25 protein-coding genes are annotated in these 25,878 nt (G+C 34.3%); 17 read left to right on the top strand and 8 right to left on the bottom strand.

Translation table 11 applies throughout. The features are described 5' to 3' along the window. Positions 1 to 20: 20 nt before the first annotated feature. From GTR01_RS06405 to GTR01_RS06485, 17 genes are all read left to right on the top strand, one after another. Entirely contained in the window at positions 21 to 419 is a 399-nt protein-coding gene (locus GTR01_RS06405) for a sugar 3,4-ketoisomerase (RefSeq protein WP_160137035.1), read from the top strand. Then, a complete protein-coding gene (locus tag GTR01_RS06410) occupies positions 416 to 886 on the top strand; it encodes an acyltransferase (RefSeq protein ID WP_160137036.1) in 471 nt (156 codons plus the stop codon). Before GTR01_RS06405 ends, GTR01_RS06410 begins: the two co-directional genes overlap by 4 nt. Beyond that, entirely contained in the window at positions 870 to 1,970 is a 1,101-nt protein-coding gene (locus tag GTR01_RS06415; protein ID WP_160137037.1) for a DegT/DnrJ/EryC1/StrS family aminotransferase, read from the top strand. Before GTR01_RS06410 ends, GTR01_RS06415 begins: the two co-directional genes overlap by 17 nt. Further along, positions 1,971 to 2,867, top strand: coding sequence for a glycosyltransferase family 2 protein (locus GTR01_RS06420; RefSeq protein WP_160137038.1), 897 nt, complete (start codon positions 1,971 to 1,973; stop codon positions 2,865 to 2,867). A gap of 1 nt (position 2,868) precedes the next feature. After that, the gene (locus tag GTR01_RS06425; RefSeq protein WP_160137039.1) at positions 2,869 to 3,675 is read left to right on the top strand and encodes a glycosyltransferase family 2 protein; all 807 of its coding nucleotides are present in this window, start codon (positions 2,869 to 2,871) and stop codon (positions 3,673 to 3,675) included. 135 nt (positions 3,676 to 3,810) lie between these two features. Next, complete coding sequence (locus GTR01_RS06430) at positions 3,811 to 4,479, top strand: hypothetical protein (protein WP_160137040.1); 669 nt, start codon at positions 3,811 to 3,813, stop codon at positions 4,477 to 4,479. 1 nt (position 4,480) lies between these two features. Next, positions 4,481 to 5,422 (top strand): glycosyltransferase family 2 protein, encoded by a 942-nt coding sequence (locus GTR01_RS06435; RefSeq protein WP_160137041.1) that lies wholly within the window; start codon positions 4,481 to 4,483, stop codon positions 5,420 to 5,422. A 10-nt stretch (positions 5,423 to 5,432) separates the two neighbouring features. Then, positions 5,433 to 6,587: a glycosyltransferase gene (locus GTR01_RS06440; protein ID WP_160137042.1), complete on the top strand. Its 1,155-nt coding sequence runs from the start codon at positions 5,433 to 5,435 to the stop codon at positions 6,585 to 6,587. 4 nt (positions 6,588 to 6,591) lie between these two features. Further along, positions 6,592 to 7,380 (top strand): glycosyltransferase family 2 protein, encoded by a 789-nt coding sequence (locus tag GTR01_RS06445; RefSeq protein WP_160137043.1) that lies wholly within the window; start codon positions 6,592 to 6,594, stop codon positions 7,378 to 7,380. A gap of 10 nt (positions 7,381 to 7,390) precedes the next feature. Next, complete coding sequence (locus tag GTR01_RS06450; RefSeq protein ID WP_160137044.1) at positions 7,391 to 8,353, top strand: hypothetical protein; 963 nt, start codon at positions 7,391 to 7,393, stop codon at positions 8,351 to 8,353. 270 nt (positions 8,354 to 8,623) lie between these two features. Further along, positions 8,624 to 9,547 (top strand): glycosyltransferase family 2 protein, encoded by a 924-nt coding sequence (locus tag GTR01_RS06455; protein WP_160137045.1) that lies wholly within the window; start codon positions 8,624 to 8,626, stop codon positions 9,545 to 9,547. A 46-nt stretch (positions 9,548 to 9,593) separates the two neighbouring features. Then, positions 9,594 to 11,390, top strand: a complete 1,797-nt coding sequence (gene asnB, locus GTR01_RS06460) for an asparagine synthase (glutamine-hydrolyzing) (RefSeq protein ID WP_160137046.1) — start codon at positions 9,594 to 9,596, stop codon at positions 11,388 to 11,390. A 28-nt stretch (positions 11,391 to 11,418) separates the two neighbouring features. After that, entirely contained in the window at positions 11,419 to 12,237 is an 819-nt protein-coding gene (locus GTR01_RS06465) for an FkbM family methyltransferase (protein ID WP_160137047.1), read from the top strand. Between the two features lie 4 nt (positions 12,238 to 12,241). Beyond that, positions 12,242 to 13,177, top strand: coding sequence for a glycosyltransferase family 2 protein (locus GTR01_RS06470; RefSeq protein ID WP_160137048.1), 936 nt, complete (start codon positions 12,242 to 12,244; stop codon positions 13,175 to 13,177). A gap of 1 nt (position 13,178) precedes the next feature. Beyond that, positions 13,179 to 14,114: a glycosyltransferase family 2 protein gene (locus GTR01_RS06475; RefSeq protein WP_160137049.1), complete on the top strand. Its 936-nt coding sequence runs from the start codon at positions 13,179 to 13,181 to the stop codon at positions 14,112 to 14,114. Positions 14,115 to 14,395: 281 nt separating this feature from the next. Then, on the top strand, positions 14,396 to 15,340 hold the full coding sequence (locus tag GTR01_RS06480; protein WP_160137050.1) for a glycosyltransferase family 2 protein: 945 nt from the start codon (positions 14,396 to 14,398) through the stop codon (positions 15,338 to 15,340). 237 nt (positions 15,341 to 15,577) lie between these two features. Beyond that, entirely contained in the window at positions 15,578 to 16,519 is a 942-nt protein-coding gene (locus tag GTR01_RS06485) for a glycosyltransferase family 2 protein (protein ID WP_160137051.1), read from the top strand. 12 nt (positions 16,520 to 16,531) lie between these two features. Here the strand turns inward: GTR01_RS06485 and GTR01_RS06490 are convergent, their stop codons facing one another. The 8 genes from GTR01_RS06490 to GTR01_RS06525 form a co-directional block, all read right to left on the bottom strand. After that, on the bottom strand, positions 16,532 to 17,449 hold the full coding sequence (locus GTR01_RS06490; protein WP_228452171.1) for a hypothetical protein: 918 nt from the start codon (positions 17,447 to 17,449) through the stop codon (positions 16,532 to 16,534). 1 nt (position 17,450) lies between these two features. Beyond that, complete coding sequence (locus GTR01_RS06495) at positions 17,451 to 18,884, bottom strand: MBOAT family O-acyltransferase (RefSeq protein WP_160137053.1); 1,434 nt, start codon at positions 18,882 to 18,884, stop codon at positions 17,451 to 17,453. Positions 18,885 to 19,162: 278 nt separating this feature from the next. Beyond that, the gene (locus GTR01_RS06500; protein WP_160137054.1) at positions 19,163 to 20,101 is read right to left on the bottom strand and encodes a hypothetical protein; all 939 of its coding nucleotides are present in this window, start codon (positions 20,099 to 20,101) and stop codon (positions 19,163 to 19,165) included. A 54-nt stretch (positions 20,102 to 20,155) separates the two neighbouring features. Further along, complete coding sequence (locus tag GTR01_RS06505) at positions 20,156 to 21,592, bottom strand: MBOAT family O-acyltransferase (RefSeq protein WP_160137055.1); 1,437 nt, start codon at positions 21,590 to 21,592, stop codon at positions 20,156 to 20,158. Positions 21,593 to 21,602: 10 nt separating this feature from the next. Beyond that, entirely contained in the window at positions 21,603 to 21,839 is a 237-nt protein-coding gene (locus GTR01_RS06510; RefSeq protein ID WP_160137056.1) for an acyl carrier protein, read from the bottom strand. 18 nt (positions 21,840 to 21,857) lie between these two features. After that, a complete protein-coding gene (locus GTR01_RS06515) occupies positions 21,858 to 23,585 on the bottom strand; it encodes an HAD-IIIC family phosphatase (RefSeq protein WP_160137057.1) in 1,728 nt (575 codons plus the stop codon). 171 nt (positions 23,586 to 23,756) lie between these two features. Beyond that, complete coding sequence (locus tag GTR01_RS06520) at positions 23,757 to 24,779, bottom strand: acyltransferase family protein (RefSeq protein ID WP_160137058.1); 1,023 nt, start codon at positions 24,777 to 24,779, stop codon at positions 23,757 to 23,759. Between the two features lie 133 nt (positions 24,780 to 24,912). After that, positions 24,913 to 25,683 carry a class I SAM-dependent methyltransferase gene (locus GTR01_RS06525; protein WP_160137059.1) on the bottom strand — a complete coding sequence of 257 codons (771 nt, stop codon included), beginning with the start codon at positions 25,681 to 25,683 and terminating at the stop codon, positions 24,913 to 24,915. Positions 25,684 to 25,878: the final 195 nt, after the last annotated feature.

The raw sequence follows: 25,878 nt of genomic DNA on the forward strand, positions 1-25,878 counted from the left end.
GATATATAAATTAAATGATTATGACTCCGCATATTATAGATTTTTTAAAGATCGGATCTCCGGAATTAGGATACATCACTGTAGCTGAAGCTCAGAAAAATGTTCCTTTTTCCATCAACAGAGTTTACTGGACTTATTTTACCCCTCAAGATGTAATCCGTGGAGGACATGCACATAAGAAATTACAGCAGGTTATCTTTGCTGTTTCAGGAACAATAGAATTCAACACTCAGGATTTGGAAGGTAATGAAGCAACATTCATATTAGATTCGCCTTCCAAAGGACTTTATATTCCGGAATTAATCTGGAGAGATATTAAGTTCAGCCACAATGCTGTTCTTTTATGTCTTGCTTCTGAACTGTATGACGAGGATGATTATTTCAGAGATTTCGAAGATTTTAAAAACTACAAAAAATGATACATCCTTTAGCTGACGTACAGTCTCAAAATATAGGTGAAGGAACTTTTGTATGGCAGTTTTGTGTCATTTTAAAGGGAGCAAAAATTGGGAGTGGGTGCAACATCAATTGCCAGGTACTTATAGAAAATGATGTTACCATTGGAAATCATGTTACGATAAAGCCCGGAGTTCAGATCTGGGACGGAGTAAGCCTTGAAGATAATGTATTTATAGGGCCCAATGTAACATTTACCAACGACCTTTTTCCTAAGTCTAAAAATAAAGATTTCAAGCTGGTAAAAACACTGGTAAAAAAAGGAGCTTCCATTGGTGCCAATGCTACTATTTTAGCAGGAATCACCATTGGTAAAAATGCATTAATCGGGGCTGGAAGCGTGGTTACTAAAAATGTTCCTGATAACGAAATATGGGTAGGAAACCCTGCAAAATTTTTAAAGAATAATAACAATGATAAAGTTTCTTGATTTACAAAAAGTTAATCTTAAATATCAACAAGAAATAGAAGATAGCTTACTTCAAACTTTCAGATCTGGCTGGTATCTTTTAGGAGAAAAAACCAAAGCTTTTGAAACGAATCTAGCTCAATATATTGGAACAAAACATGCTATTGGAGTGGCCAACGGATTGGATGCATTACGTCTGATTCTTCGCGCTTACATAGAATTAGGAATTATGAAAGCAGGAGACGAAATTCTTGTTCCTTCTAATACTTATATTGCTTCTATATTGGCTGTTTCTGATAACGGATTGGTTCCAGTTCTTGTAGAACCGGAAATCAATACATACAATATTGATATAGCTAAAATTGAAGAGAAGATTACTCCAAAAACAAAAGGTATCCTTATTGTGCATCTTCAGGGTAGAATTGTTTTCTCGGATCAGCTTAAAGAAATTGCTCAGAAACATGAGTTAAAGATCATTGAAGATAATGCACAAGCTATCGGAGCAGCATGGAATGACATAAAATCCGGAAACCTCGGAGATGCTGCGGGATTCAGTTTTTATCCCGGAAAAAATCTAGGAGCATTAGGAGATGCAGGAGCTGTAACCACCAATGATGATGAGCTTGCAAAGGCCATCAGAGCATTGGCAAACTATGGTTCTAACCAAAAATATGTCAACATTTATCAGGGATTAAACTCCAGGCTTGATGAACTGCAGTCTGCTGTTTTAGATATCAAGTTGAAATATATTGATGATGAAAATAATGCAAGAAGAATTATTGCCAAAAGATTCATCAATGAAATCACCCACCCGGATATCATTCTTCCTGAATATCCTGAAAATGAAGATGAACATGTATGGCATGTTTTCGTTATCAGAACTCATAGAAGAGATGAGCTTCAGACTTATCTTACGGAACAGGGAATACAAACCATCATCCACTATCCTATTCCGCCTCACAAGCAGGAAGCCTACAAAGAGTGGAATGACCTGTCTTTCCCTATCAGTGAAAAAATTCATGCAGAAGTTTTAAGTCTTCCGATCTCCTCTGTTTTAGATGAAGAAGAAATACAAACCATTATTAAAACGGTAAACGAATTTTAAATGGAACAACCATTAGTAACAGTGGTTGTAGTTTCCTATAATCACTCTCAGTTTATAAAAGAAAATCTGGATAGTATAAAAAATCAAACCTACAGCAACATTCAGTTAATTGTAGGTGATGATGCCTCTCCGGATCATTCGGTAGAAGTTTTTGAAAAGTGGCTGCAGGAAAATAACTATCCTGCAGAAAAAAACTTCCATACTAAGAATACAGGCTTACCAACCATGCTGAATGAATGTATGGATCTGGCCAAAGGAAAGTATATCAAAATCATTGCAGCTGACGATTTTCTGCATCCGGAATCTATTGAAAAATCAGTTTCTACATTAGAGAAATTAGGAAATGAATACGGAATGTCTTTTTCTCATACTCATGCTGTAAATAACGACAGTGAGATCATCGAAGATATTGCAGACTATGATGCTTTAGGCAAAGTAGATCCTCAAGTTTTCAGAGAAGAACTCTTGAAAGGGAATAGAATTGCAGCTTTAACGGTATTATTAAGAACAGATGTAGTAAGAGAAACCGGTAAATATGATGCTCAATTTATCATAGAAGATTATTATCGATGGTTGAAGGTCAGCCAAAAATATCTGATTGCCTATATCCCGGAAAAATTGGCCTATTACAGACTGCATACTGATAATATTTCTAAAGTAAAAGCCGACAGAATTGAAATGGAGGCCGCTTTGCTCCAGATGATGTTTGATAAAAAAGGAGTTTCAAGAGGAAGTATCAATTATATTACTCAAAAATTATATCAATCAGGGACACAGCTTCCTGAAGAATATACCAGTGCTTATCATGCCTATCCGTTTCGTTCAAAGAAACTGGACTTCGCTGTAAGAAAGAAGCTTCCTTTTTCTTTGTATAAGATTTTAAAGAAAATTATATAAAATGAATCCTTTAATCTCCATCATTGTTCCTTGCTATAATCAGGCTGTTTATCTTGATGAATGTCTGGAATCTGTACTTCAGCAGACGTATCAGAACTGGGAATGTATTATTGTTAATGATGGTTCTCCAGACAACACGAAAGATGCTGCTAAAAAATGGATAGAAAGAGACGCACGTTTTCAGTATGTTGATAAGGAAAACGGAGGATTATCCTCAGCAAGAAATGCAGGAATAGCAGTTGCAAAAGGAGAATGGATTTTACCTTTGGATGCTGATGATAAGATCTCTCCGGTTTATCTTGAATTGGCAGAGAAAGAATTCAATAATGGCTATAGTGTTATTTACTGTGAAGCTGAAAAATTTGGTATAGAAACAGGAAAATGGATTCTACCCGAATATACCCCACAAGCTTTAGCGGTAAGAAATGTTATTTTTTGTACTGCATTTTTTAAAAGAACAGATTGGGAAAAAGCCGGTGGATATGACACCAGCCTTATTTATGGTCTGGAAGATTGGGAATTCTGGATTTCCATTCTCAAAAATGGAGGTAAAGTGCATAAAATCAAAGAAATTTGTTTCTATTACAGGATCAAAGAAAACTCCATGATCAAAGACATGATCTCCGACAACGGGGACATGAAGAAAATGGTAACCCACAATATTGTATACAGAAAACACATCGAGTTTTTCACAAAGGAACTCGGTAGTTTTGAGAAGCTCTACGATAATAACCAGCATTTAAAAAATATCCTCAACAGCAAGAGATATGTTTGGGCAAATAAAATTTTTAATCTTTTTAACCGATGAGAAAAAAGAGAGAGAAGACTGGTTACCCCAACAAAATGAAATACTATTCATATATTTGAGTATCTGAATGAAATAATTTTTCTTCAGATATGGAATAATGTTCCCCTATAACACAATTAATGAAACAACTAAGGTATGATTATTGGAAACGGTATTATAGCAAATGCTGTAAAATCTTATGACAGACAAGATATAGTTTTTTTTGCTTCAGGAGTATCCAATTCTCTGGAGATACGAGCATCAGAATTTGAAAGAGAATTTTCTCTTTTAAAAACGATCTATGGAGATAACAGAGAAAAGAAGCTGATCTATTTTTCTACCCTCAGCATCCATGACCAATCAAAGCAAAATAGCCCCTATGTCATCCATAAAAAAGAAATTGAAAATTACATAGAAAATAATGTTGACCATTACCTCATTCTGAGAATAGGCAATATTGTAGGAAAAGGGGGAAATCCCAACACTCTTTTCAACTTTCTTAAAACCCAGATTGACAACAACAATCAATTTACCCTACATCTTAAAGCCAGAAGACTTCTTTTAGACATTGAAGACATCTCGAGATTTGTAGAATCACACGGTTTACATGCTCACAACAAAACCATCAATTTCTCCTTTCCTTATTATTATGATCTAAAGGAAATCATCAGTACTATTGAAAAGGAAACCGATAAAAAAGGGCTTTATACCGAAACTCATGAAGGTGATTTCTATAAAGTGGATTTTGATGAAGATATCATCGCTTTTTTCTCTGGAAAAACACCAGAGAGCTATTTAGAAACATTAACCAGAAAGTATATTTAAGATGGCTAATTTTTATGTAATTATTGTTACTTACAATGCCATGAAATGGGCAGAAAGATGTTTTACAAGTTTACGAAAGTCCAACATTCCCGTAAAGACAATCGTTATTGATAACGGTTCTACGGACGGCACTCAAGAGTATATTAAAATAAACTTTCCTGAAGTTGATTTTATTCAGTCTTCGGAAAATTTAGGTTTTGGTAAAGCCAATAATATTGGTATTGAAAAAGCGTATAAAGAAGGAGCCGACTTTTTTTATTTGATGAATCAGGATGCATGGATTTTCCCGGACAGTATGGAACAATTACTGGAAGTATACAACAGCCATCCCAACAAAGAACAACTTGGCATACTAAGTCCGATGCATTTAGACGGAAGTGAAAAAAAATTAGATTCCCATTTTGAAAATTATCTGGGAAAATATGCCAAAACAAACCGCTTAATTTCTGACCTGTTTTTAAAACAGCTAAATAAATGGTACGAAATAGATTTTGTAAACGCTGCACATTGGTTATTGCCTAAGTCTACCATTGAAACCGTTGGTGGGTTCAATCCGTTTTATTTCCATTATGGTGAAGACTACGACTATTTAAATCGTGTTGTGTATAATAAAAAGAAAGTCATACTTTGTCTGGATAGCCTTGTAGTTCATGATACTAAACAACATAAAGTTTTTCAAAGTCCCGAAGCCGCTTATAAAGAAAAATGGCTTTCATTGAGGTTACAAAAACAAACCGAATTTATGAATCCTGCATTTGATTTTGATCCAGTAAAAATAAAAAAGCAGTTATTATGGGATTTTTATAAATTCGCATTAAAAGGTTATACAAAAGAACGTATTGAGCAACGTGAAATGAATAAGTATTTTTTACCTCGCTTACAGGAAATTCATGAGCATCGTCAAAAAATCATCAACTCTTCACACCCATTTTTAAATATCTAAAAATTTCTAAATGAGTAAAAAAATTCTTTTTGTTTGTTATGGAGATTCAAACTCTCCAAAAGCCTGGTCTAATGTGCCGTTCCTTTTTTCTGAAAATTTAAAAATGCAGGGATATGAACTCCTGCGTGTAGATTTATCGCCCTCACCGAAATACGAAACATTATGGAATAAGTACCCGGGAAGAATTTTATCCCGATTCTTTCCGAATCATCAATATGAATTTATTAAAACTCCTATTTCAAGGATATTAGCTTATAAAAAGATCAAAAAGGTTGTAAAAAATAATCCGGATCTTTATTTTGTTATCGTATTGAGTTTCGATTTTTATAATAAATTCAGTAATACTCCATCACTATTATTTCACGATTGGAGTTATGACATGGTCATCTTAGATCGCTTAAAAAGAAAACCCTACTTCTTTGAAAAATGGTTTATCAAATATCAGCATGAAGCGTTCAACAATTCCGAATTAGTCGTTTCACTTTTTAAAGATGCACAACAAATAATTTCTGAACGCCATGGTAAACAAGTACATCACCTCGGCAGTAATGTTGTTAATGATATCAACTTTAATAAACCTACTGTTCAAGAAATTTTAGAAAAGAAAAAAAAATCACAACAACTGCTGCTTATTGGATCGATGAAATATTTATTAGGGGCGAGAAAGTTGGTAGAAGCAGTTAGAATTTTACAGAAAGATTTCCCCAATTTAACTTTAAATATTATTAATATTCCTAAAGACAGATTGTTGCTACAAGATACAGATCGAAATATAGTTTGTTATGAATATTTGGATAAAGGAGATCCGGAACAGAATACCCAATACTACGATCTTATTACTAATGCAAAAATTTTGGTAAATCCATCCGAAATTTGGGCAGCATATTCCAGTACCATTGAATGTATGTTTTACTATACGCCTATCATTATAAAACCTTATGAAGCCTTTGCTTTAGATTATGGGGAGAAAAATGATTTCGGTATTTATCTTCAAAATACTGAAGTCAGTGATATTGTAGATAGTATCCGAACAATTCTTATGATGAACGAAGAAGAGTATACAAAACTATGTGTAAGAGCCCATGAGCTGGTAAAAGATCAAACTTGGGAAAGCTATACAAAGAAAGTAATAGAACTGATGAATAATGTAGTACATAAAAATTAATCCTTTGAAATCACTCCCTATCAGCATTTGCATTCTTTCCTGGAAAACAGGGAAAACATTGAGAAACACATTGAAATCCTATCAGAAGTATGGTCTTCTAGATATAGTTGATGATGTTGTCATTCTTTTTCAGGAAGTAAGTGAATCTGACAAAAAACTGGCAGATCAGTACAACATAAGATACATAGGTCTAAAAGATAATATCGGTATCGGAAAAGGGATGAAAACACTGGCAGAAAATGCTGTTTGTGAAAATATTCTTTTTCTGGAGCATGACTTTGAGCTGATTGAAAATAAAGCAACCGTATTCTCCCGCCTTAAAAGTGGATTGGAAATGCTTGACAATGGCTTTGATGTAGTTCGCTACCGAAGCAGAAACACACCAGGTTATCCTCTTATTTCCATCAGACATAAAGGAAACGAGCTAGATTATTATGACGACTGGCATGAATGTACTTCCCCCCATCTCCTTGAATCTCTGCACTGGCTTGATCCTGCTGTAGAATTTCCGGACAAGATACAAAAGCAGGGAGAATATTTTATTACGACCTCACGTTGGGCCAACTGGACTAATAATCCTTACCTTGTCGGAAAAAGCTTTTTGCTGGAAACAGTGATTCCTTTTTCAGGAGAAACAGCATCCTTGGAAAGAAATATTGCTGCCTGGTGGGTAAAACAAAGCTTCAAAATAGCACAGGGAGAAGGTCTTTTTAAGCATAATGATCTTACCAAATATCCGAAGAAAACCATTATTCAGAAGATCATAGGGAGATTGAAAAACATATTTAAATAACACAAGCAAGATGAAAATTCTTTTCCATGAGGATGAGCTCAATTATAGAGGGACTTCCATAGCAGTATATGATTACGCAGATTTTAATGAAAAATATCTGGGGAATGAGTCTATCATTGTATACAATAAAAATGCAAAGACCAATCATCCGCTGGGTGTTGAAAAATTTGAAAAAAGGTTCCGTGTACACGGCTACTCAGACTTCAGCGAAATAGATCAACTGATCCGTGAGCAGAATGTAGACCTTTTTTATGCTATTAAAAACGGCAATATAGACGGTATAGATACTAAGGAATGTAAATCTGTCATCCATAGTGTTTTCAAGCATTTTGAACCTCATGGTGATGTTTATGCCTATGTCTCTGAATGGCTAAGCCAAGAAATGACAGGCTCAAAATATCCTTATGTACCTCACATGGTTAATTTTGACTCTCAAACTCATGAAGATCTAAGAGCAGAACTTAATATCCCCAAGCATGCAAAAGTATTCGGATATTATGGTGGGCATATCAGCTTTAATATTCTTTTTGCCCAAAAGACCATTGAAAAGATTGCATCAAAATACAAGGATGTCTATTTCATTTTTATGGGCGTAGATTCATTCATCAAAAAGAAGTGGTGGAAATCTGTTCCTTCAAACATTATATTTCTTCCACCAAGTTCGGATATTATCATGAAGCAGAAATTCATCAATACCTGTAATGCATTACTTCATGCCCGCGAAAGAGGAGAAACTTTTGGAATTACAGTAGCTGAATTTGCGATCATGGGAAAACCTGTAATTGCTTTTGCGAACCCACCAGAAAAAGCTCATATTACTCATTTACAGGATCAGGCTTATTATTACAACGATAGTAAAGAACTACAGGATATTATTCTGGATGCAGACCTCAGCTTATCCGCAAAAGAGCTTTATGAAAAGTTCCTTCCTCATCCGGTGATGGATACTTTTAAAAAAGTATTTATTGATTAATTACCAAGATGAAGAATTCAAGCTAAAAATACTTTTGGGAAACTTATTGATACCCTCCAATGAACTTACATTTGAATATATTGTATTTGGATTTATCTTTTACTATATACAGCAGCTTTTTATCTGTTCATTAAACTCTTTTGGAATGTTAACTTTTCCCACAGTTTGACAAGTTTCTTAAACAAATCTACTATTTTTTGTATTTTAGAATCACGAATTTGCTGTAAAATATGGACGCTTCATCAGTCCTCAAATAATATTAAAATAAAAATGCCTGAGATTCACATCATCATTGTTACTTATAATGCCATGAAATGGGCAGAAAGATGCTTTAGCAGTCTAAGAAAATCATCTGTCCCTGTAAAGTGCTTTGTAATAGACAACGGATCTACGGACGGAACTCAGGAATATATAAAAACTCATTTCCCTGAAGTGGATTTCACCCAATCTGAATCTAATCTTGGATTCGGAAAAGCCAATAATATAGGGATTGAAAAAGCTTATAAAGATGGGGCAAAATTCTTCTACCTGATGAATCAGGATGCATGGCTTTACGAGAATAGTATGGAAACAATGCTGGAAGTATACAACAGCCACCCCAACAAAGACGAAATTGGTATCATAAGCCCTATTCATATTGATGGTTCTGAAAAATATCTTGATATTTTCCTGGATCAGTATATTGCTAAGAATTACGAAAAAACCAGGTTGATCTCTGATCTGTATTTTCAGTCTTTAAAACCTTATTACGAAATTCACTTTGTAAATGCAGCTCACTGGCTATTGCCAAAGAAAACGATAGAAACAATAGGAGGTTTCAATCCTTACTTTTTTCATTATGGAGAAGATGATGAATACGTAAACAGAGTTCATTTCCATCAAAAGAAAGTCTTGTTGGTTCCTGGCAGTAAAGTAGTTCATGATGGTGTACAGCTCCTGCACAAAATAGATTTCACCAAATACGAAGATGTTCGTATCGAGATCAATACATTGAACCCTAGCCTTCCCAACGGTTTGAACCAGGAGAAAAAAGCATTAAAACAAAGTATGTTTAAAAACCTGCTCACAGGAAATATCAGCAAGTACAAAGAATTATCTCTGAAGTATAAAAAAATAGCGAGAGATAGTGAAAAGATAAGCAGCTTACGAAAGCAATTGACCCAACCAGGATCTAGTTTTCTGAATCTATCGTAAATTAGCTGTACAAAAAGTGAAAATTAATGATGAAAAATAAAATATTATGTGTGGAATAGCGGGAATTATAAGCAGTAATGCCAGAAATTACCAGGAAGAAATCCGAAAGATGACAGATTCCCTGATTCATCGTGGCCCGGATTCTTCTCACTATGAATTTTATGACAATGCCGCACTAGGCCACCGCCGACTTTCCATTATAGACCTTTCTGACAATGGAAAGCAGCCTATGTTTTCCAATACTCAAAATGAATGTATCGTTCTCAATGGCGAAATCTACGGCTACCAGGACATCAAAAAACAATATGCAGAATATCCTTATCATGGAGGTTCTGATACCGAAGTCATTCTTGCCATGTATCAGAGAAAACAGGAAAACCTCATTCATGATCTTCCCGGGATGTTTGCATTTGCTATTTGGGATGAACAAAAACAACAGCTTTTCTGTGCAAGAGACCGTTTTGGAGAAAAGCCTTTCTATTATGCCATTGGTAAAAACAATGAGTTTATTTTTGCTTCAGAAATCAAAGCAATTTTAGCTTCGGGGCTTATTCAGCCTAAAGTAAGCTCTCAAGCACTCTCCCATTATCTTCAATATGGTTATGTAAGTTCTCATCAGAGCATTTATAGCAACATTTATACACTTCCACCAGCCCATCAACTCGTTTGGAAAGATGGAAAATTTACCGTTTCACGCTACTATAGCATTCCTGCAAAAGATAGCGTTATAAGTCTTTCTGATGCTAAGGAAGAATTTCTGTATCTATTGAAAAATGCTGTCAAGAAACAGCTTATCGCAGATGTAGAAGTAGGAAGTTTCCTGAGTGGAGGATTAGATTCTTCATCTGTGGTAGCTTTGGTGGATGAGTTTTTACCTCATCAGACTACGATCAGCTTCGGATATGATCACAAAGACAACGAACTGAAATATGCCAAAGAAATTGCCGATAAATACAAAACCAATCATATTGAGGTTCATGAGAAGAAATCTGATCTTGTCACCTCTCTTTTAAAAATATCTCCATTCTTTGATGAGCCTTTTGCAGATGCTTCTTTTATCCCTCATTATGAGATATGCAGAGCGGCAAGAAAGAACCTTACGGTTGTATTATCCGGAGATGTAGGAGATGAACTGTTTGGAGGCTACCATTTCTACACTGTTGAAAATAAATTAAAGAAACACTTCAGCTATAAGAACATCATTGCTCAGTTTGGATTAAAACTCTACCAGCAAATAAAGCCTACTTCATTCCTTACAAGGAAAAATATAGAGTTTTCATCCATTATGGATTTTCATTTGAATGATGTAAGAAATGCTTTTAATAAAAAAGAACGTGATCTACTTGGGGTTTCATCTGACTATCTGCAAACGTATAGTTTTACCCCTGATCCTGATTCCCTTAACGATATTATGAGAGTAGATCTGGAGAATTACGTCCCAGCTAATATGATGGTAAAATCCGACAGAATGGCAATGGCTAATTCTTTGGAAGTAAGAACCCCATTTCTGGATCTGGACTTTGCGGAATTTTGTATCCAATTGCCGGATCAACTGAAACTTAATGATAGTAATGATAAAATTATCCTTCGTGAGGCCATGGGCTCTTACTGGACGGAAACCATCAGAAAACGTCATAAACAAGGATTTGGTCTTGGGGTAAAAAGCTGGTTTGCGGAAGAAAAACTGATGAATTTTTCAAATGATCTGTTAAAAGACCCTAATCATAAGGTATTTAATTTTATTGATTTCAAAGCAGCTCAGAGTTTCCTTGACAAGGATGAGAGACATTGGAATCTTTTACAACTTGCTTTATGGGCAGATAATAACAAATCATATTTATAATTTTTAAACACAAAGCAAAAAAAATCATATGCCTAACTACCTACGATCCCTTCATAGCATTTTATTTAAAGAAACACCTATCAGCTTTATCAAAAGAAAATTGAACATTTCTTATCTTGATAACCGTAAGCTTTTTACCATTCATTATAATAATAGAAAAACCAGGATTTATCTTAATAAAAAGTTTGGTTTTGTTGATCTCTATATTTTTGAAAATGGCATCTATGAGAAGTATATTATTGATGATATAAGATCTGTTCTTACCAAAGACAAAGTATTGTTGGACATAGGAGCCAATATCGGGCAGCACAGTTTGCTGTTAGCTCCATACTGTAAACAGGTATATTCATTTGAACCTATTCCTGATGTCTATCACGAGTTTAACGAAAGTATTAAAAAAAATAATTATACCAACATTAAGCTCTTCAATACAGCTATTGGAGGTTCCTCTGAAGTAAAGTCATTTAACTATGTTGCAGGGCATGCAGGAATGAGCTCATTTATTGAAAGCAAGAATCCCGGAAAAAAATTGATCAATGTTCAGATAGAACCTCTTAAAAAAATGATATCTGATGCTAAGTTTGATGTTGTGAAAATGGATGTTGAGGGATACGAAGCTGTTGTCATTCTTGAAAACAAGGATATCTTCCTGAAAAACAGGCCTATTTTATTTATGGAATTTTGTCCGGCTGCTATCGATGAACAGGGAGAGCATACTTCTAAGGATTTGCTCCAGTTCTTTTTTGATAATCATTTTAAAGTATACAGCAGAGTACACAAAAAAGATTTCTTTACTATCGAGCAGGAACTGTTCGTTAATGATAACTTAATTATTACTCCCCTTTAGGTTCATGAAGATCTCCGTAATTATTCCCGTATACAATGCCGAAAAATATATTTTAAAAGCTGTAGAATCTGCTTTACAATTTGATGAAGTTTGTGAAATAATTTTAGTAGAAGATCAATCCCCGGATAATGCTCTTCAAATATGCAGTGAACTGGCTCAAAAATACAGTAGGGTAAAACTTTTCCAACATCCGGATAAAGGAAACCATGGTGCAGGTGCATCAAGGAACTTAGGTATAGAAAAAGCTACAGGTAATTTTATTGCATTTCTGGATGCTGACGATCACTATTTACCCAATAGATTCGATGCTGAAAAAGAACTTTTCAAAGATCCTAAAGTAGATGGAGTATTCAATGCTATTGGTACAGAATATTTAACAGAAAAAGGGAAAGAAGAATTTCAGTCTAAATTTAAAGAAGTATCCCTGAGTACAGTAAATTATCCTGCAGAAGGAGAAGAAGTATTCAAAGGACTTTTAAGTCTTTCAACTAAAACCTTCGGTACGTCTTTCCATCTCAATTCACTTACTATTAGAAAGGCTTCTCTGGAGTATCATCATATACGATTCAATAAGGATCTTCGTGTACATCAGGATTCAGATTTCATTATCAAACTCGCCTATCATTGTTATTTAAAAACAGGAAACATTACAGAAGCTGTTGCTATGAGAGGTATTCATGATAATAACAGGATTACTAAAATTGTAAAATATTCTCCGCAATATAATCAGAGGCAGTTTCTTTTATGGCAATCTCTCAATCAATGGGCGATTTCCAATCAGATTCCCTCAGAACCCAGAAAAAGAATTTATTTATTGTATAAATCATTTGACCTGTCCTTAAAGAAAGGCTTTTTCAAGCACTTTAATATTATAGGAGAAGTTCTTAAAAACCCTGAAATACTAAAAACCCAATACCGTTTCACTTACTACAATAGATAACATGAAGATCTCCGTAATTATTCCTGTATATAATGCAGAAAAATATATTTCAAAAGCTGTGGAATCGGCTTTACAGTTTGATGAAGTTGACGAGGTGATTTTAGTAGAAGATCAATCTCCGGATAATGCTCTTCAGGTATGTCATGAGTTAGCCCAAAAATATGATCGTGTACACCTTTTCCAACATCCGGATAAAGGGAATCATGGTGCCGGAGCCAGCAGAAACTTGGGATTAGAGAAAGCAACAGGAGATTTTATTGCCTTTCTGGATGCAGATGATTATTACCTTCCCAATAGATTTACTGCTGAGAAAGAACTTTTTAAAGATCCTAAAATAGACGGGATTTTTAATGCGATTGGTACAGAATACCTAACAGAAAAAGGGAAAGAAGAATTTCAGTCTAATATCAATGAAAGCGAACTGCTCACTGTTAATTATCCGGCGGAAGGTAGTGAAGTCTTCAGAGGATTATTAGGACTCACTCCCAAGGCATTTGGCTCATTTTTCACCTTAGATGCTCTTACTGTTAGAAGACAATCACTTGAGTCTAAAAAATTAAAATTCAACGAAAATCTTCGTCTTCATCAGGATTCAGATTTTATTATTAAACTTTCCTATCATTGCCATCTTAAATCCGGTATTATAGACCTTCCAGTCGCTATGAGAGGGATGCATGATGATAACAGAATCACCAAAATAGTAAGATATTCTCCACAATATAATCAACGACAATTTCTTTTTTGGAACTCTCTCTATCAATGGTCTGACGCTTTATCTCTTGAAACAGATGCGGCAAAACATATTTATCTGCAGAAAAAGGCATTTGAACTTTCAGGTAAAAAAGGTATCTCAAAGACTCTTGGATTATTGGCCGCTATTTTAAAAAATCCGAACATTTTAAAAACAAAATATAGATTCACCTACTCTCATTCATAGCATCCATATAGAAAATCTGGTTTATTTTTTTTAAAATTATGTAGAAATTAATATTAATAATTCCCACAATAGAGGATTTTATATTATTTTTTCACCTTTCAAAGAAGAATTTTTCATCAAAAATCATTGCTCTGATTGCCTCTATACTGCTTCCCTACCATTTTATGGAAAAAACAAACTTTTAATAACCTTAAAATAAAATTAAAAGCTTAAATTTCGAATTCAAAAGGTACTAATAAAACGCAATTGTAATTCTAAATTTATTGTAAAAAGGAGAAGAAATGAGGATCTCAGTAGTTATTCCCGTTTATAATGCAGAAAAGTTTGTTTCCCAGGCAGTAGACTCTGTTCTTCAGTTTGATGAAGTACACGAAATCATTCTGATTGAAGATAAATCCCCGGACAATGCATTACAGATATGTCAGCAGCTTGCCGAAAAACATGAAAAAGTAAAACTCTACCAGCATCCGGATAAAGAAAACCACGGAGCCGGCCCAAGTAGAAACTTGGGCATAGAAAGATCAACCGGCGACTTTGTTGCCTTTCTCGATGCAGACGACTATTTCCTACCCAATAGATTCGATGCTGAAAAAGAGCTATTTAAAGATCCAAAAGTTGAAGGAGTGTATGGAGCTCTTGGAGTACATTACTATTCCGAAAAAGCAAAAGAACAATATTATCAATTATTTGGTGACAGACTCACTACAGTCTATAAAAAATATGATCCCAAAGATGTCTTTCCGGGACAACTTCATATGCTGGGAAGCTTTGGATTGTTTAGTATTGATACTTTAACGGTACGCAGGGAGCCTTTAATGAATAAATTAAAGCCTTTATTCAAACCTCATTTAAGACTTCATGAAGACACAGAATTTCTGTTTCGCCTTTCTTACTATCTTGATCTTTATCCTGGAATTCTGGATGAAGCGATCGCTATAAGAGGGGTACATGAAAATAATAGGATAACAAAAGTAGACCTGCGCGTTATAGATCCTGCAGTATCAAGAGCTAAACTGTGGAAAGAAGTAGACCTTTGGTCTCAGACTGAAAACGAAATTTCCGAAGATGTCAGGATTCATATTAAAAGGATGCACCGCAGTTTTGAAATTGCAAAAGCTCCTATGCTAAAAAAATGGGGAATGATTATAAAGTATTTCTTTACCGACTATCAAAGTATAAGGTCTGGATTATACAATATCAATTTCCGACATTCATTGATCTCTTAAAAACTAAAATCCAGGATTACAACTTAAATTAAAACACAAAATCAAAAAAGCGTGCATTACAAATTTTCTGCTACAATCATCTGAATCTATTCTATTCGGCAGACTTTTTGAATCAAAAATGAATAAGAATCTTATCTATTTTTTATATTAAAAAAATCAGATATAAGTCTTTATAATTGATTATCTTGCAACACTTTCACACACACGAATGGTATAAAAAATTAAGTTGGCAAAAAAATGAAAATTTCAGTAATTATTCCCGTTTACAACGCCGAAAAGTATGTTTCTCAGGCGGTTGAATCTGCTTTGCAGTTTGATGAAGTTTACGAAATCATACTGATTGAAGACAAATCACCTGATAATGCATTGGAGGTTTGTCAGCAGCTTGCTGAAAAATTCGACAGGGTAAAACTCTATCAGCATGCTGATAAAGGAAACCACGGTGCAGGGCCTACAAGGAATTTAGGAATAGAAAAATCCACCGGAGACTTTATTGCCTTTCTGGATGCAGATGATTATTTTCTTCCCAACAGGTTTGATGCTGAAAAAGAACTTTTCCAAAAGCCAGAAATAGAAGGTGTATATGGTGCTCTTGGTGTTCATTATTACACCGAAAAGGCAAAAAAACAGTATTATTCTTTATTTGGAGATCGCTTAACTACTGTCTATAAAATACATGAACCTAAAGATGTTTTCCCTGGGCAAATCTATATGCTGGGAAGCTTTGGTTTATTTAGTATTGACGCACTAACAATTCGTAGGGATTCTTTAATGAAAAAAATGAATCCTTTCTTTAAAGCCAGTTTAAGATTACATCAGGATACTGAGTTTCTGTTTAGACTCTCCTATTACCTGAATCTATATCCCGGAATTTTGGACAAAGCCGTGGCTGTACGTGGAGTACATGAAGATAACAGAATTACTCAGGTTGATTCTAAAAAAGTAAATCCTGCTACCACACGTGTTCTTCTATGGAATGAAGTAGATACCTGGGCAGAAAATGAACCTACCCTTCCTGAAAATATAAAACTTCATATCAAAAGAATGTATAGAAGCTTTCTGATTGCTAATGCTCCCGTCTCAAAAAAATGGGGAATGATCATGAAATATCTTGTAACAGACTACAAAAGCATTCGATCTGGAATCTATAACATTAATTTCAGAAATAATCTATTTTAAGGTAGCAACACGCTATCTTCCTCTGCTTACCAGAATAGAATCTGCAATGCGGCCAGTAATCTTACGACTTGATTCTTTATACAAATGGTTTCCATCTGTGTAATCATATTCTGAGTAATTTCCTGAGAAGTCAAAAAACTTCACATTCTGTTTTCTTGCGATATCTTTAAGCAACTTATTAAAAGCGGGGTATTTTCGATTTTCAATGGTTATAAGCCCTTTCGATGTAGGAAGACGAACGAGATAAACCTTACCTTTTGTTCTTAAATAATTAATCATTTCATTGATTGCTTTGAGACGCTCCGGTGAAAGCTCTACGGTATTAGCTAACCCTTCATAAAACAGCTCCTTTTTATTTGTTCTCACTGCCACAGAGTCTCTATGCATATTGATATTTACTTCCAGCCAACCATCCTGGTGAAGGAAGGTATTGGATCGTCCCAGTTCTGCTCTTTCAGTATAAATCTTAAACCAGCTTCGTGTATAATGTTTCAGCAGATATTCATAATTTGGAGACTGATCATAAAAATACATATCATTCAATGGAGAGTGTTCTTCAGGGAAATCTTTTTCTTCTTTGATGCTCTTATTTAATGACAAATTCCATGGACTTACTGTTAAAATAAAAGTTCCATTTTTGGTTTCAGGATCTAATTTTCTTTTTAAGGCTTTAAAGTAAACCTGTCCATAAGGTGATTCTACAATATTTAAAGAAAAGTTATCAAAATTTGTGGAAAGCTTATTTTTCAATACTCCAGGAACAACTCCCTGAGAGCCACGAGAATCTCCCAATATTATATTCTGTGGTTTTTTAACCGAAAAATGCATATAGTTGTCATCTGTATTCCCATCTGCAAAAGAACCAAGAATGGCCAATACAATAAGTACAGCAACAAAATAAGGCACTATTTTAATTAAAAACTTCTTCATGCTAAAACTGAAAATAAATAAATTCATTATTCCCGAAGTTGGCATAACGGAGAATGATATAAATAATAACAAGATAAAAAATACGCCTCATCCACGGACCAAATCTTTTAATTTCCAATCCGTGAAACCTCTCTCTGTTGATCCATTCTACAATGAGCATAAACCCGACCAGTGCTAATACTTTTATGGGCAATGGATGTGGAACAGAAAGTAATTCACGGCTAAAAATTCTTCCGATATAATAAATCGCCTGCGTTACAGATTCTGCCCTGAAAAAAATCCAGGCGATACAGGTAATCAAAAAAGTAAGCAGAATCTGGAAACACTCTTTAAAAGAGGGTAAAAATTTTCCTTGAGCTGCAACTTCTATATTCTGTCGATTTCTATTCATGATCAGCAAAGGCATAAAATATAAAGCATTCAGCCCTCCCCAGATCATAAATGTCCAGTTTGCTCCATGCCAGAATCCTGAAACCAGAAAAATAATAAATGTATTCCTGATCTTCATCAAAAGTCCGCCTTTACTTCCACCCAAGGGAATATACAGATAGTCTCTAAACCAGGAAGAAAGCGAAATATGCCACCTTCTCCAAAATTCGGCAATATCTCTTGAGAAATAAGGAAATGCAAAGTTTTTCAATAATTCAATTCCAAATAATCTGGAAACTCCCAGTGCAATATCTGAATATCCTGAAAAATCTCCATAGATCTGGAAAGCAAACAATACGGCTCCTATCACAAGAGTTCCGGGACTTTCCGTTTGATAATTGGTGAATATCTCGTTCACCAGTGGTGCACAATTATCTGCAATCACCATTTTTTTGAAAAATCCCCACAGAATTTGTCGCATTCCATCCACGGCTTGTTCATAATTGAATGCTCTTTCTCGCTGTATCTGAGGCAAAAGATGTGTTGCTCTTTCTATAGGACCAGCTACAAGAAGAGGAAAATAACTTACAAAAACAGCATAGTCTGTAAAGCTCCTCTCTGCTTTTATTCTTTTTTTATAAACATCAATTACATAAGAAAGCCCATGAAATGTGTAAAACGAAATTCCTACAGGAAGTATAACATTGAGAAGCCAAACATTTACCTTGAAACCAAAACCGTTCAGAAGGTCTGCAAAACTCTCAACAAAGAAATTATAATATTTAAAAAATCCTAAAAAACCAAGATTGATGGCAATACTTAAAGTGAGCCAGAATTTGGCTTCCCGATTCGTCTTACTGTTCTCAATTTTAATTCCTGATAGATAATCCAATCCAATGGAAAACATCAATAAAAAAAGGAATCTCCAATCCCAGCAGGCATAAAAATAAAAACTGGCCAATAACAGCAACCTGTTCTGTTCCTGAAATTTTCTATTGAAAACAAACCAATAGAGACAAAATACTATTGGTAAAAAAATAAGAAATCCTATTGAGTTGAATAACATCGTAATTAGAAGATAGGGGTTATAATACTTCTCTGAAATCGAGTGTTTCTATTTTTCTCCGATAGAATATTTTTTGTTGATTGGGGAACATTTATTATTTCAATCATTGTAAGTGTTTTAGGTTACACGATTTGTTTTCTGATCTTAATTACTCTCCTGACATGTTATCAGTAAATTCTGAAATTAAATTTACAATTCTTATTACTAAAGCTTTATATATTATCCTTATTTTCTAAAAATAATCCGCGTTCAACCGTTTAAAATAACTTCGGCATTATTTAACGAGACAAAATATCTCTTGCTACAATTCCTGAAAAGGCTTCTACAGATCTTTTATCCAAATGAACCTCATCCAGCCAATGGTAGCTATTCTCCAATTTATTATAATTGATATAGGACACTTTTGTTTTCAAGGCAACAGCTTCCATACGGTTATCAAAATCCGGAAATGCTTTTTCTTCTATTGAATAGGGTGCTTTATTAACAGGCATTCTTATGACCATCACTTTTCCGTGCTGTTTAAGAAACTCAATCGTTTTTTCAAGATAAAGAATTCTATTTTCAGATACTTTCAATCCGTCAATCCTTTCCTGAAATTTTATCATATTCTTTTTGTTGGACATCTCCTGTTTTTCCGGCGCAACCTTTTTTATGATTTTCAAATCATATTTTCCGTTGTCCAGGATTGTAGAAACTCCCACTACATTTTTAGGGGGTAGTATTTTTTTATTGAGCTCATTGGTAATGGATGGATCATAACTTTCAAACAGATATTCGATATTGGGACTGATAGCCACCATAGAAGTCTTTGCAACGCTCTTATCATTTTCAATATAAAATTCCGGACTATCCGGTTTCTTTTTATCAACCATTAAAGCTGTAGGCTCAACAGTTACAATAAAAACACCATCTTTTGTTTCTGGTTTTATTTTTTTCTCAATAGACTCCAGATATTTAGGTCCATAAGGGGAATGTGCCCACGTGAAGGAATAATTATATATAGCCGAATTGGGATATTTTGAATGTAAAATACGATCCATGATAAAAGGATCCATCAACGCAGCTCTGGAACTTCCCAATATAAAAGAGTTCTGCTGAGGAGATGTAAACCTTTTATAAAAATCATCCGTATTATGTGTTAAAAAATAGACGGCATATCCTAATACCAACAAAGGTAGTATAGAAAACATGACCAATCTTAAAAGTGATTTCTTCATAATTCAAGTTATGCCGGAGCTTACTAAGTTCTTCCTATTATTTCCGTTAATCTGCTAAAACATAGCATACATAAACCCTTTAGGAGCAATATAAAACAGAAAAACTAAAAACACCAATATATAATAAAAGCCCCATCGTAAAACAATATTTCTCTTTACAAAAATCTCTTTAATGGCATATTCTTTATCTCGGTTCCCCCATTCCAGCAATAGCATAAATACCATTACCAGTATAACTTCTTTCTGGATTGGAAAATTGGGTAGCTGGAAAAATGATAATGAGAAAATTCCCTGATAATATTTCGTAGCCATTTCCATATCTTTTGAAAAGAAAAGAATCATTAATAAAGTAAAAAGAATAAACGTTACCGGGATATTCTTTATTTCGTCTTTTGTTGGAATGAAATTGTTAGATGTTTTCACCTTTTTATTCATTTTCCCACTCAAAATCAATGGAATAAACATGATGCCGCTTACTAATCCGTGAAGAATATAATGCCATTCTGCGCCATGCCAGAATCCCACCACTAAAAAATTAATAATGATCGCCATAATCAATCCATACTTATCATAATCTCTGAAGTGAATAGATAAAGGAGTAAAAACGTATTCTGTAAGCCAGGAGGTTAAAGAAATATGCCATCTTCTCCAGTAGTCGGCAACATTCTGAGCAAACAATGGATAATTAAAGTTGGGTTGAATCTTAATCCCTAACAGCTTGGAAATCCCTATAGCCATATCTGTATATCCTGAGAAATCTGAATACAGCTGAATAAAATACAATACTGCCCCGGCAAATAAAGCACTTCCGTTTAAGGTATGATAAGACTGAAATAGTTCCGAGGTAATTCCGGCAATATTATCTGCTACTACCAGCTTTTTGAAAAGACCCCATAAAATTTGTTTCAATCCATCTGTAAATTGAGAAGAAGAAAACTCTCTTTTTATTTTCAGATTTTTCAAAAATGGTGTAGCTCGGTCAATTGGCCCGGCAATAATACATGGAAAAAAGGCAATAAAAACCGCATAATCCAATAGAGATGGAATTTCCTTCAATTTATTATTCCTGATATCCAACAAATAGCTTATCATTCTAAACGAATAGAAACTGATCCCTATCGGAAAGATAATTTTCAATACTCCCAATTGATTCTTAACTCCAAAAAGATGCAGGAAATCATTGAAGTTCTCAATGAAAAAATTAAAATATTTAAAATATAAAAGCTGAATCAGGACAATAAAAACCCCTGACCTCAGCCACCATACTTTAGATGTATCTTTTGAAGCTGATTTTATTTTATTTCCTACAAAATAGGTAACCCCTGTTGTAGCCATCAATAAAAATAAAAACTCCCAGCTCCAACTGCTATAAAAGACATAGCTTCCTACAAGCAAAATAATATTTTGAATCTTTGAGGTTTTCCCGCTTAGATAATAAATAAAATAAAGCGCAATAAAGAATAATATAAAGCTGTATGAATTAAGAAGCATACAACAGCAGTTATTTAGAAGTTATAGAGTCTATCATTTCGCCTACATCATTCCAACTTCTGATTTCCGATGAAGTAAAACGAATTCCAAAGCCTTTTTCTACCGCTACAATTAGCTGAATATGAGAAAGTGAATCCCATTCTTCAATGTCTTCCGCTGTAGTTTCTGGAGTCAATACAATTTCATTATTGTCTAATTCATCACGGAAAATATCAGTCAGTTTAATTAAAATTTCATCCTTGTTCATAATAGTTTGTAATATGTTTTATAGTTTATGATTAATATATACTTGTTTGTCTTCGTATTTCTCTACATCCAGTATCCATCGTTCATCTTTTTCAGTGAAACCCAGTCCTTCATAATGGTTCATCACCATTTGGTTTTTAGCTGTTGGAATAAACTCTCCTTCTACATATTTATACCCATTTTTCCGGGCTGTATCTATGATGGTATTTAAAGTAAAGTCCTCCATTCCCCTTTTCAGAACACGGCAGCTCATCAGCCACGTATCTATGAAGAGCGTTTCCTGATCTTTCTTTTCAAGAACAATCACACAAATGAGCCCATTATCACCATACTTATCTTCAAGAGTAAAAGAAATGGTATGATGAGTATCCGAATTCATTAATTCTTCAACATCCTGTTCTGTATACCGTACTGTTCTCAGATTAAACTGGTTGGAACGCTGTGTCAACTGAGAAACCCTCGGTTTTGAAAAACTGTTGAATGCCTGAACATCAGAAACCATCTGAAGACTCTTAAGAAAATCTTCAACGTTGGTGAATCGCTCTACATCAACAGCTCTCTGAGCTTCTACCTGATATTGTTTTGTTCTTTCAGCATCATTTTCTGAAAAGCTTGCTGTTTCGAAGAGATTTAAGCTGTAAAGATATTCCAGATATTCTGCCGGGTCTTCCGGAAGTTCCGGAACACAAACTTCAGGCAGGTTTTCTCTTACAATATTCCTTTCAAAAGGATTATCATCCAGAAACACCATAGAATCAAATCCTATATTTAGAATTCCCTGAATTTTCCTGATGTTATCTGCCTTATTCTCCCAATTGGCAACAAAAACAGCAATATCATCAAGCTTTAGAATCATATCAGGATGTTTCTCGAAAGGCTCTTTGGCTTTATCTTCATCATTTTTACTGCAAACAGCAAGGATTACTCCTCTTTGCTGAAGGGCTTTCACCCAATATTGGAATTCTGTAAATGCTTTTCCGATCCCAAAGCTTCCGATCTGTATTTTTTCAAGGCCATCATCTCCAATAATCCCGCCCCAGGTCGTATTATCCAGGTCTAGGATCAGACATTTTTTAAATTTTCCTTCCAGAGAAGAAATAATTCCGGTAATATGATGAGCTACAATAGGTAGTATATCAAGAGACAGTACCATTTCCGTATTCACATAGATATTGGGAGAGAACATAAAATCTCTTCCCCATTTATTCTGAATGGAAACCAGATCGGCAATAAAAAAATTATCATTTTTAAATGCAATTTCTGCTGAAAGAAGATAATTAAGTTTATTCTGTTGGAAAACGAATGAAGATTCTACCTTATTGGAAAAGTTTCCAAAAACCTGATTATTAATTGATGGAAAATTACAGTAAATTACTCTGCTTTTGCTTCTTTCCTGTATCGTTTTATATAACTCTGCCACATAAGCAAGCTTATTCTCTGCAAAACAAACCTGTGAATCGTATGACTTGTAATATTGCGCCAATAGCTTATGTGAGGATTCAAAAATGATTGTATAATGAGCATTGAACTCATAATATTCAGATGTTGGATCCAGAATCTGTCGGGAAATCTGACCGAAATCAGCCTCAAAAATGTCAAACTCAAAACCTTCGCCTATTGCAGTCCCTTTCAAAGCAACATTCAGAAATTGAGTTGCCGTATCACCCAACAGAGCAATTTTTATTTTTTTTAATCCTTTGGAATCTTTGCGAAGTTCTTTTTTAAGCTCCGAAAATGTCTTGTACATAAATATTCTTTTTTATTAAAACATTAATGTATGCTTTCCCGGTGCTGTCAGTATTTTTTTTTTATTTTCCTGAACAATGAATTTCTGTATCAGACCTTCATTTGAAATATAAATATTGGGAACCATTCTCATTTCCATAATTGTGTTGCTTTGTTACAAAAATAAAGATTTTTATCTGATATTCACCTTTTTCAGATAATCTCTTAATGGCTTTTCAATGCATTGATAAAATAAAATAGAAGTGAGGATAACTACAATTATATAAATCCCGAATACAATATCAATGGAAAAATTATACTTGCTTACCACTTCTCTCAGAATGTAAAGAACAGGAATATGGGTAATATATACAGCATAGCTGGCCTCACCAAGATATTCCAGAGGTTTCAAAGAAAAGACCTTCGTCAAAATACCATTATTCTTGGATATTAAAACAATAAGTGGAATAAAAAGCAGTGCCATCAATCCATTATGATAAAACCATGGAAGAAAAATTAAGGACAATAATATGAGTCCGAAAATAATAACTACCGATACATCATAATTCTTCTGACCAGAGTTTTTCACAAAAAATAATCCTGCAAGATTCCCAACCAGGAATTCATTAATATGCATCAGTGGAAAGTAGTACAATAACTCATGACTTGCTGTATGTGGGCCTTTATAATAAGAAGAATCCACATAAAGGCTGCAAAATACCTGGGTCATGATCCAAATAATAACCGTTACTACCCAAATACTTTTATTTCCCTTAGAATAAAAATAATTATATAGTAAAGGAAATAACAGATAGAATAGAAATTCTACCGAAATAGACCAACCGGGAAAATTCAAAATCATAGCTTCACCGGGAATCCAGCTCTGAAGCCCAAACAAGTACAAAAACCCTTTATAAATACTGAAATTGGAATATCGGGTTACCAAATACAACAAAAGCCCCAATACATACAAGGGATAGATTCTGGCAAATCGATTTCTATAATAATCAAAATATTCGATTTTATCTTTTTTGTGGTAAGCTACAATCATAATAAAACCTGAAAGAATGAAGAAGTAGCTCACTCCTACATTGGCTTTCAGGAATATATTGGATATATAATCAATTTTATATAAAAACAGATCTTTATTGAAATGGGAAACAACAATCGCCATAGCCGCAAGAAATCTGGTAAATGTAATCTGGCTTATTTTCATAAAAACCGCTTAAACAACTGTACTATACATTTTATATGCACATTTTTTTATCCAGAAATCGTCAACTAAAGAGATCATCATATTTTCATTAAAATATATTAAGAGAAGGGATTAACAAGTACCTTTCTACAAACTATTTAATAAAAACACCAATGTATTTTCCTTCGTATTCTACTACTGTAGTCTCTATATTATTTTTTTCACAGAAGTCCTGATACGCAGAATTATCACCAATATCATCACTAATGAAAACACCTCCTTTTCTTAAATGCCTGTAAAGCTCATCATACGCCCACATTCTTCCATTATAGCTCTTGTCAGAATCATAATGAAGAACATCAAAAATAGTACTTTCAGAAAAGATTTTTGGTAACGATTCTCTATCTGCAAACCGGAATAATTTCCAGTTCCCTTTAAGAGTCTCCGGTACTACATATCCTACATACTGATCGCCATCCTGAGCAAGATAGGGCATATCTGAACTATATAGCGTTCCGTTTCTTTTTGTCAAAGATAAAAGGGAAGCCAATGAAGACCATCCATACGCAACTCCTGTTTCCACGACATGCTGAGCATTAGCAAACTCACATGCATAATAGATCAGTTCCAAAGCACCAGGCCCACCCATTTTCACAGGACAATCCTTTTCTCTTTGTGCTGCTGTAGCTAAAATTTCCTGATAATCATTACGAAAAGCGTCTATTTCAAGCCCAAACAGCTTTGAAACGGCTTCTTTCTGTGATACTGCCCTTCCGGCTGCCCAGGAATTGGTCTTTTCCTTTCCCTTAAAGGCATTGCCTCTGTTAACAGTATTTTTAATAATCTTCCGGCCCAGTTCCGGATAAAGGTCGGGTCTTTTCAGATATCCGATAAATGTTTTGAGAACTCTTGTTATTTCACTCACTGTGTTGCCTTTAATAAAGCAAAAATAAAGATTTTTTTTTCATTTATATAAAAACAGATTATATTTGTGTAGCCCAAGTGAAAAAAAGCATTACCTCTATCCCTATTATGAAAAATGCCAGTTTGTCATCAGAATTTCATTTTTCAATGAACAGTTTTCTTTCAGCATATTTTCTGAAATATTCGTCAGCAATAC

The sequence above is a fragment of the Chryseobacterium sp. c4a genome (assembly GCF_009900745.1).
GTDB lineage: Bacteria > Bacteroidota > Bacteroidia > Flavobacteriales > Weeksellaceae > Chryseobacterium.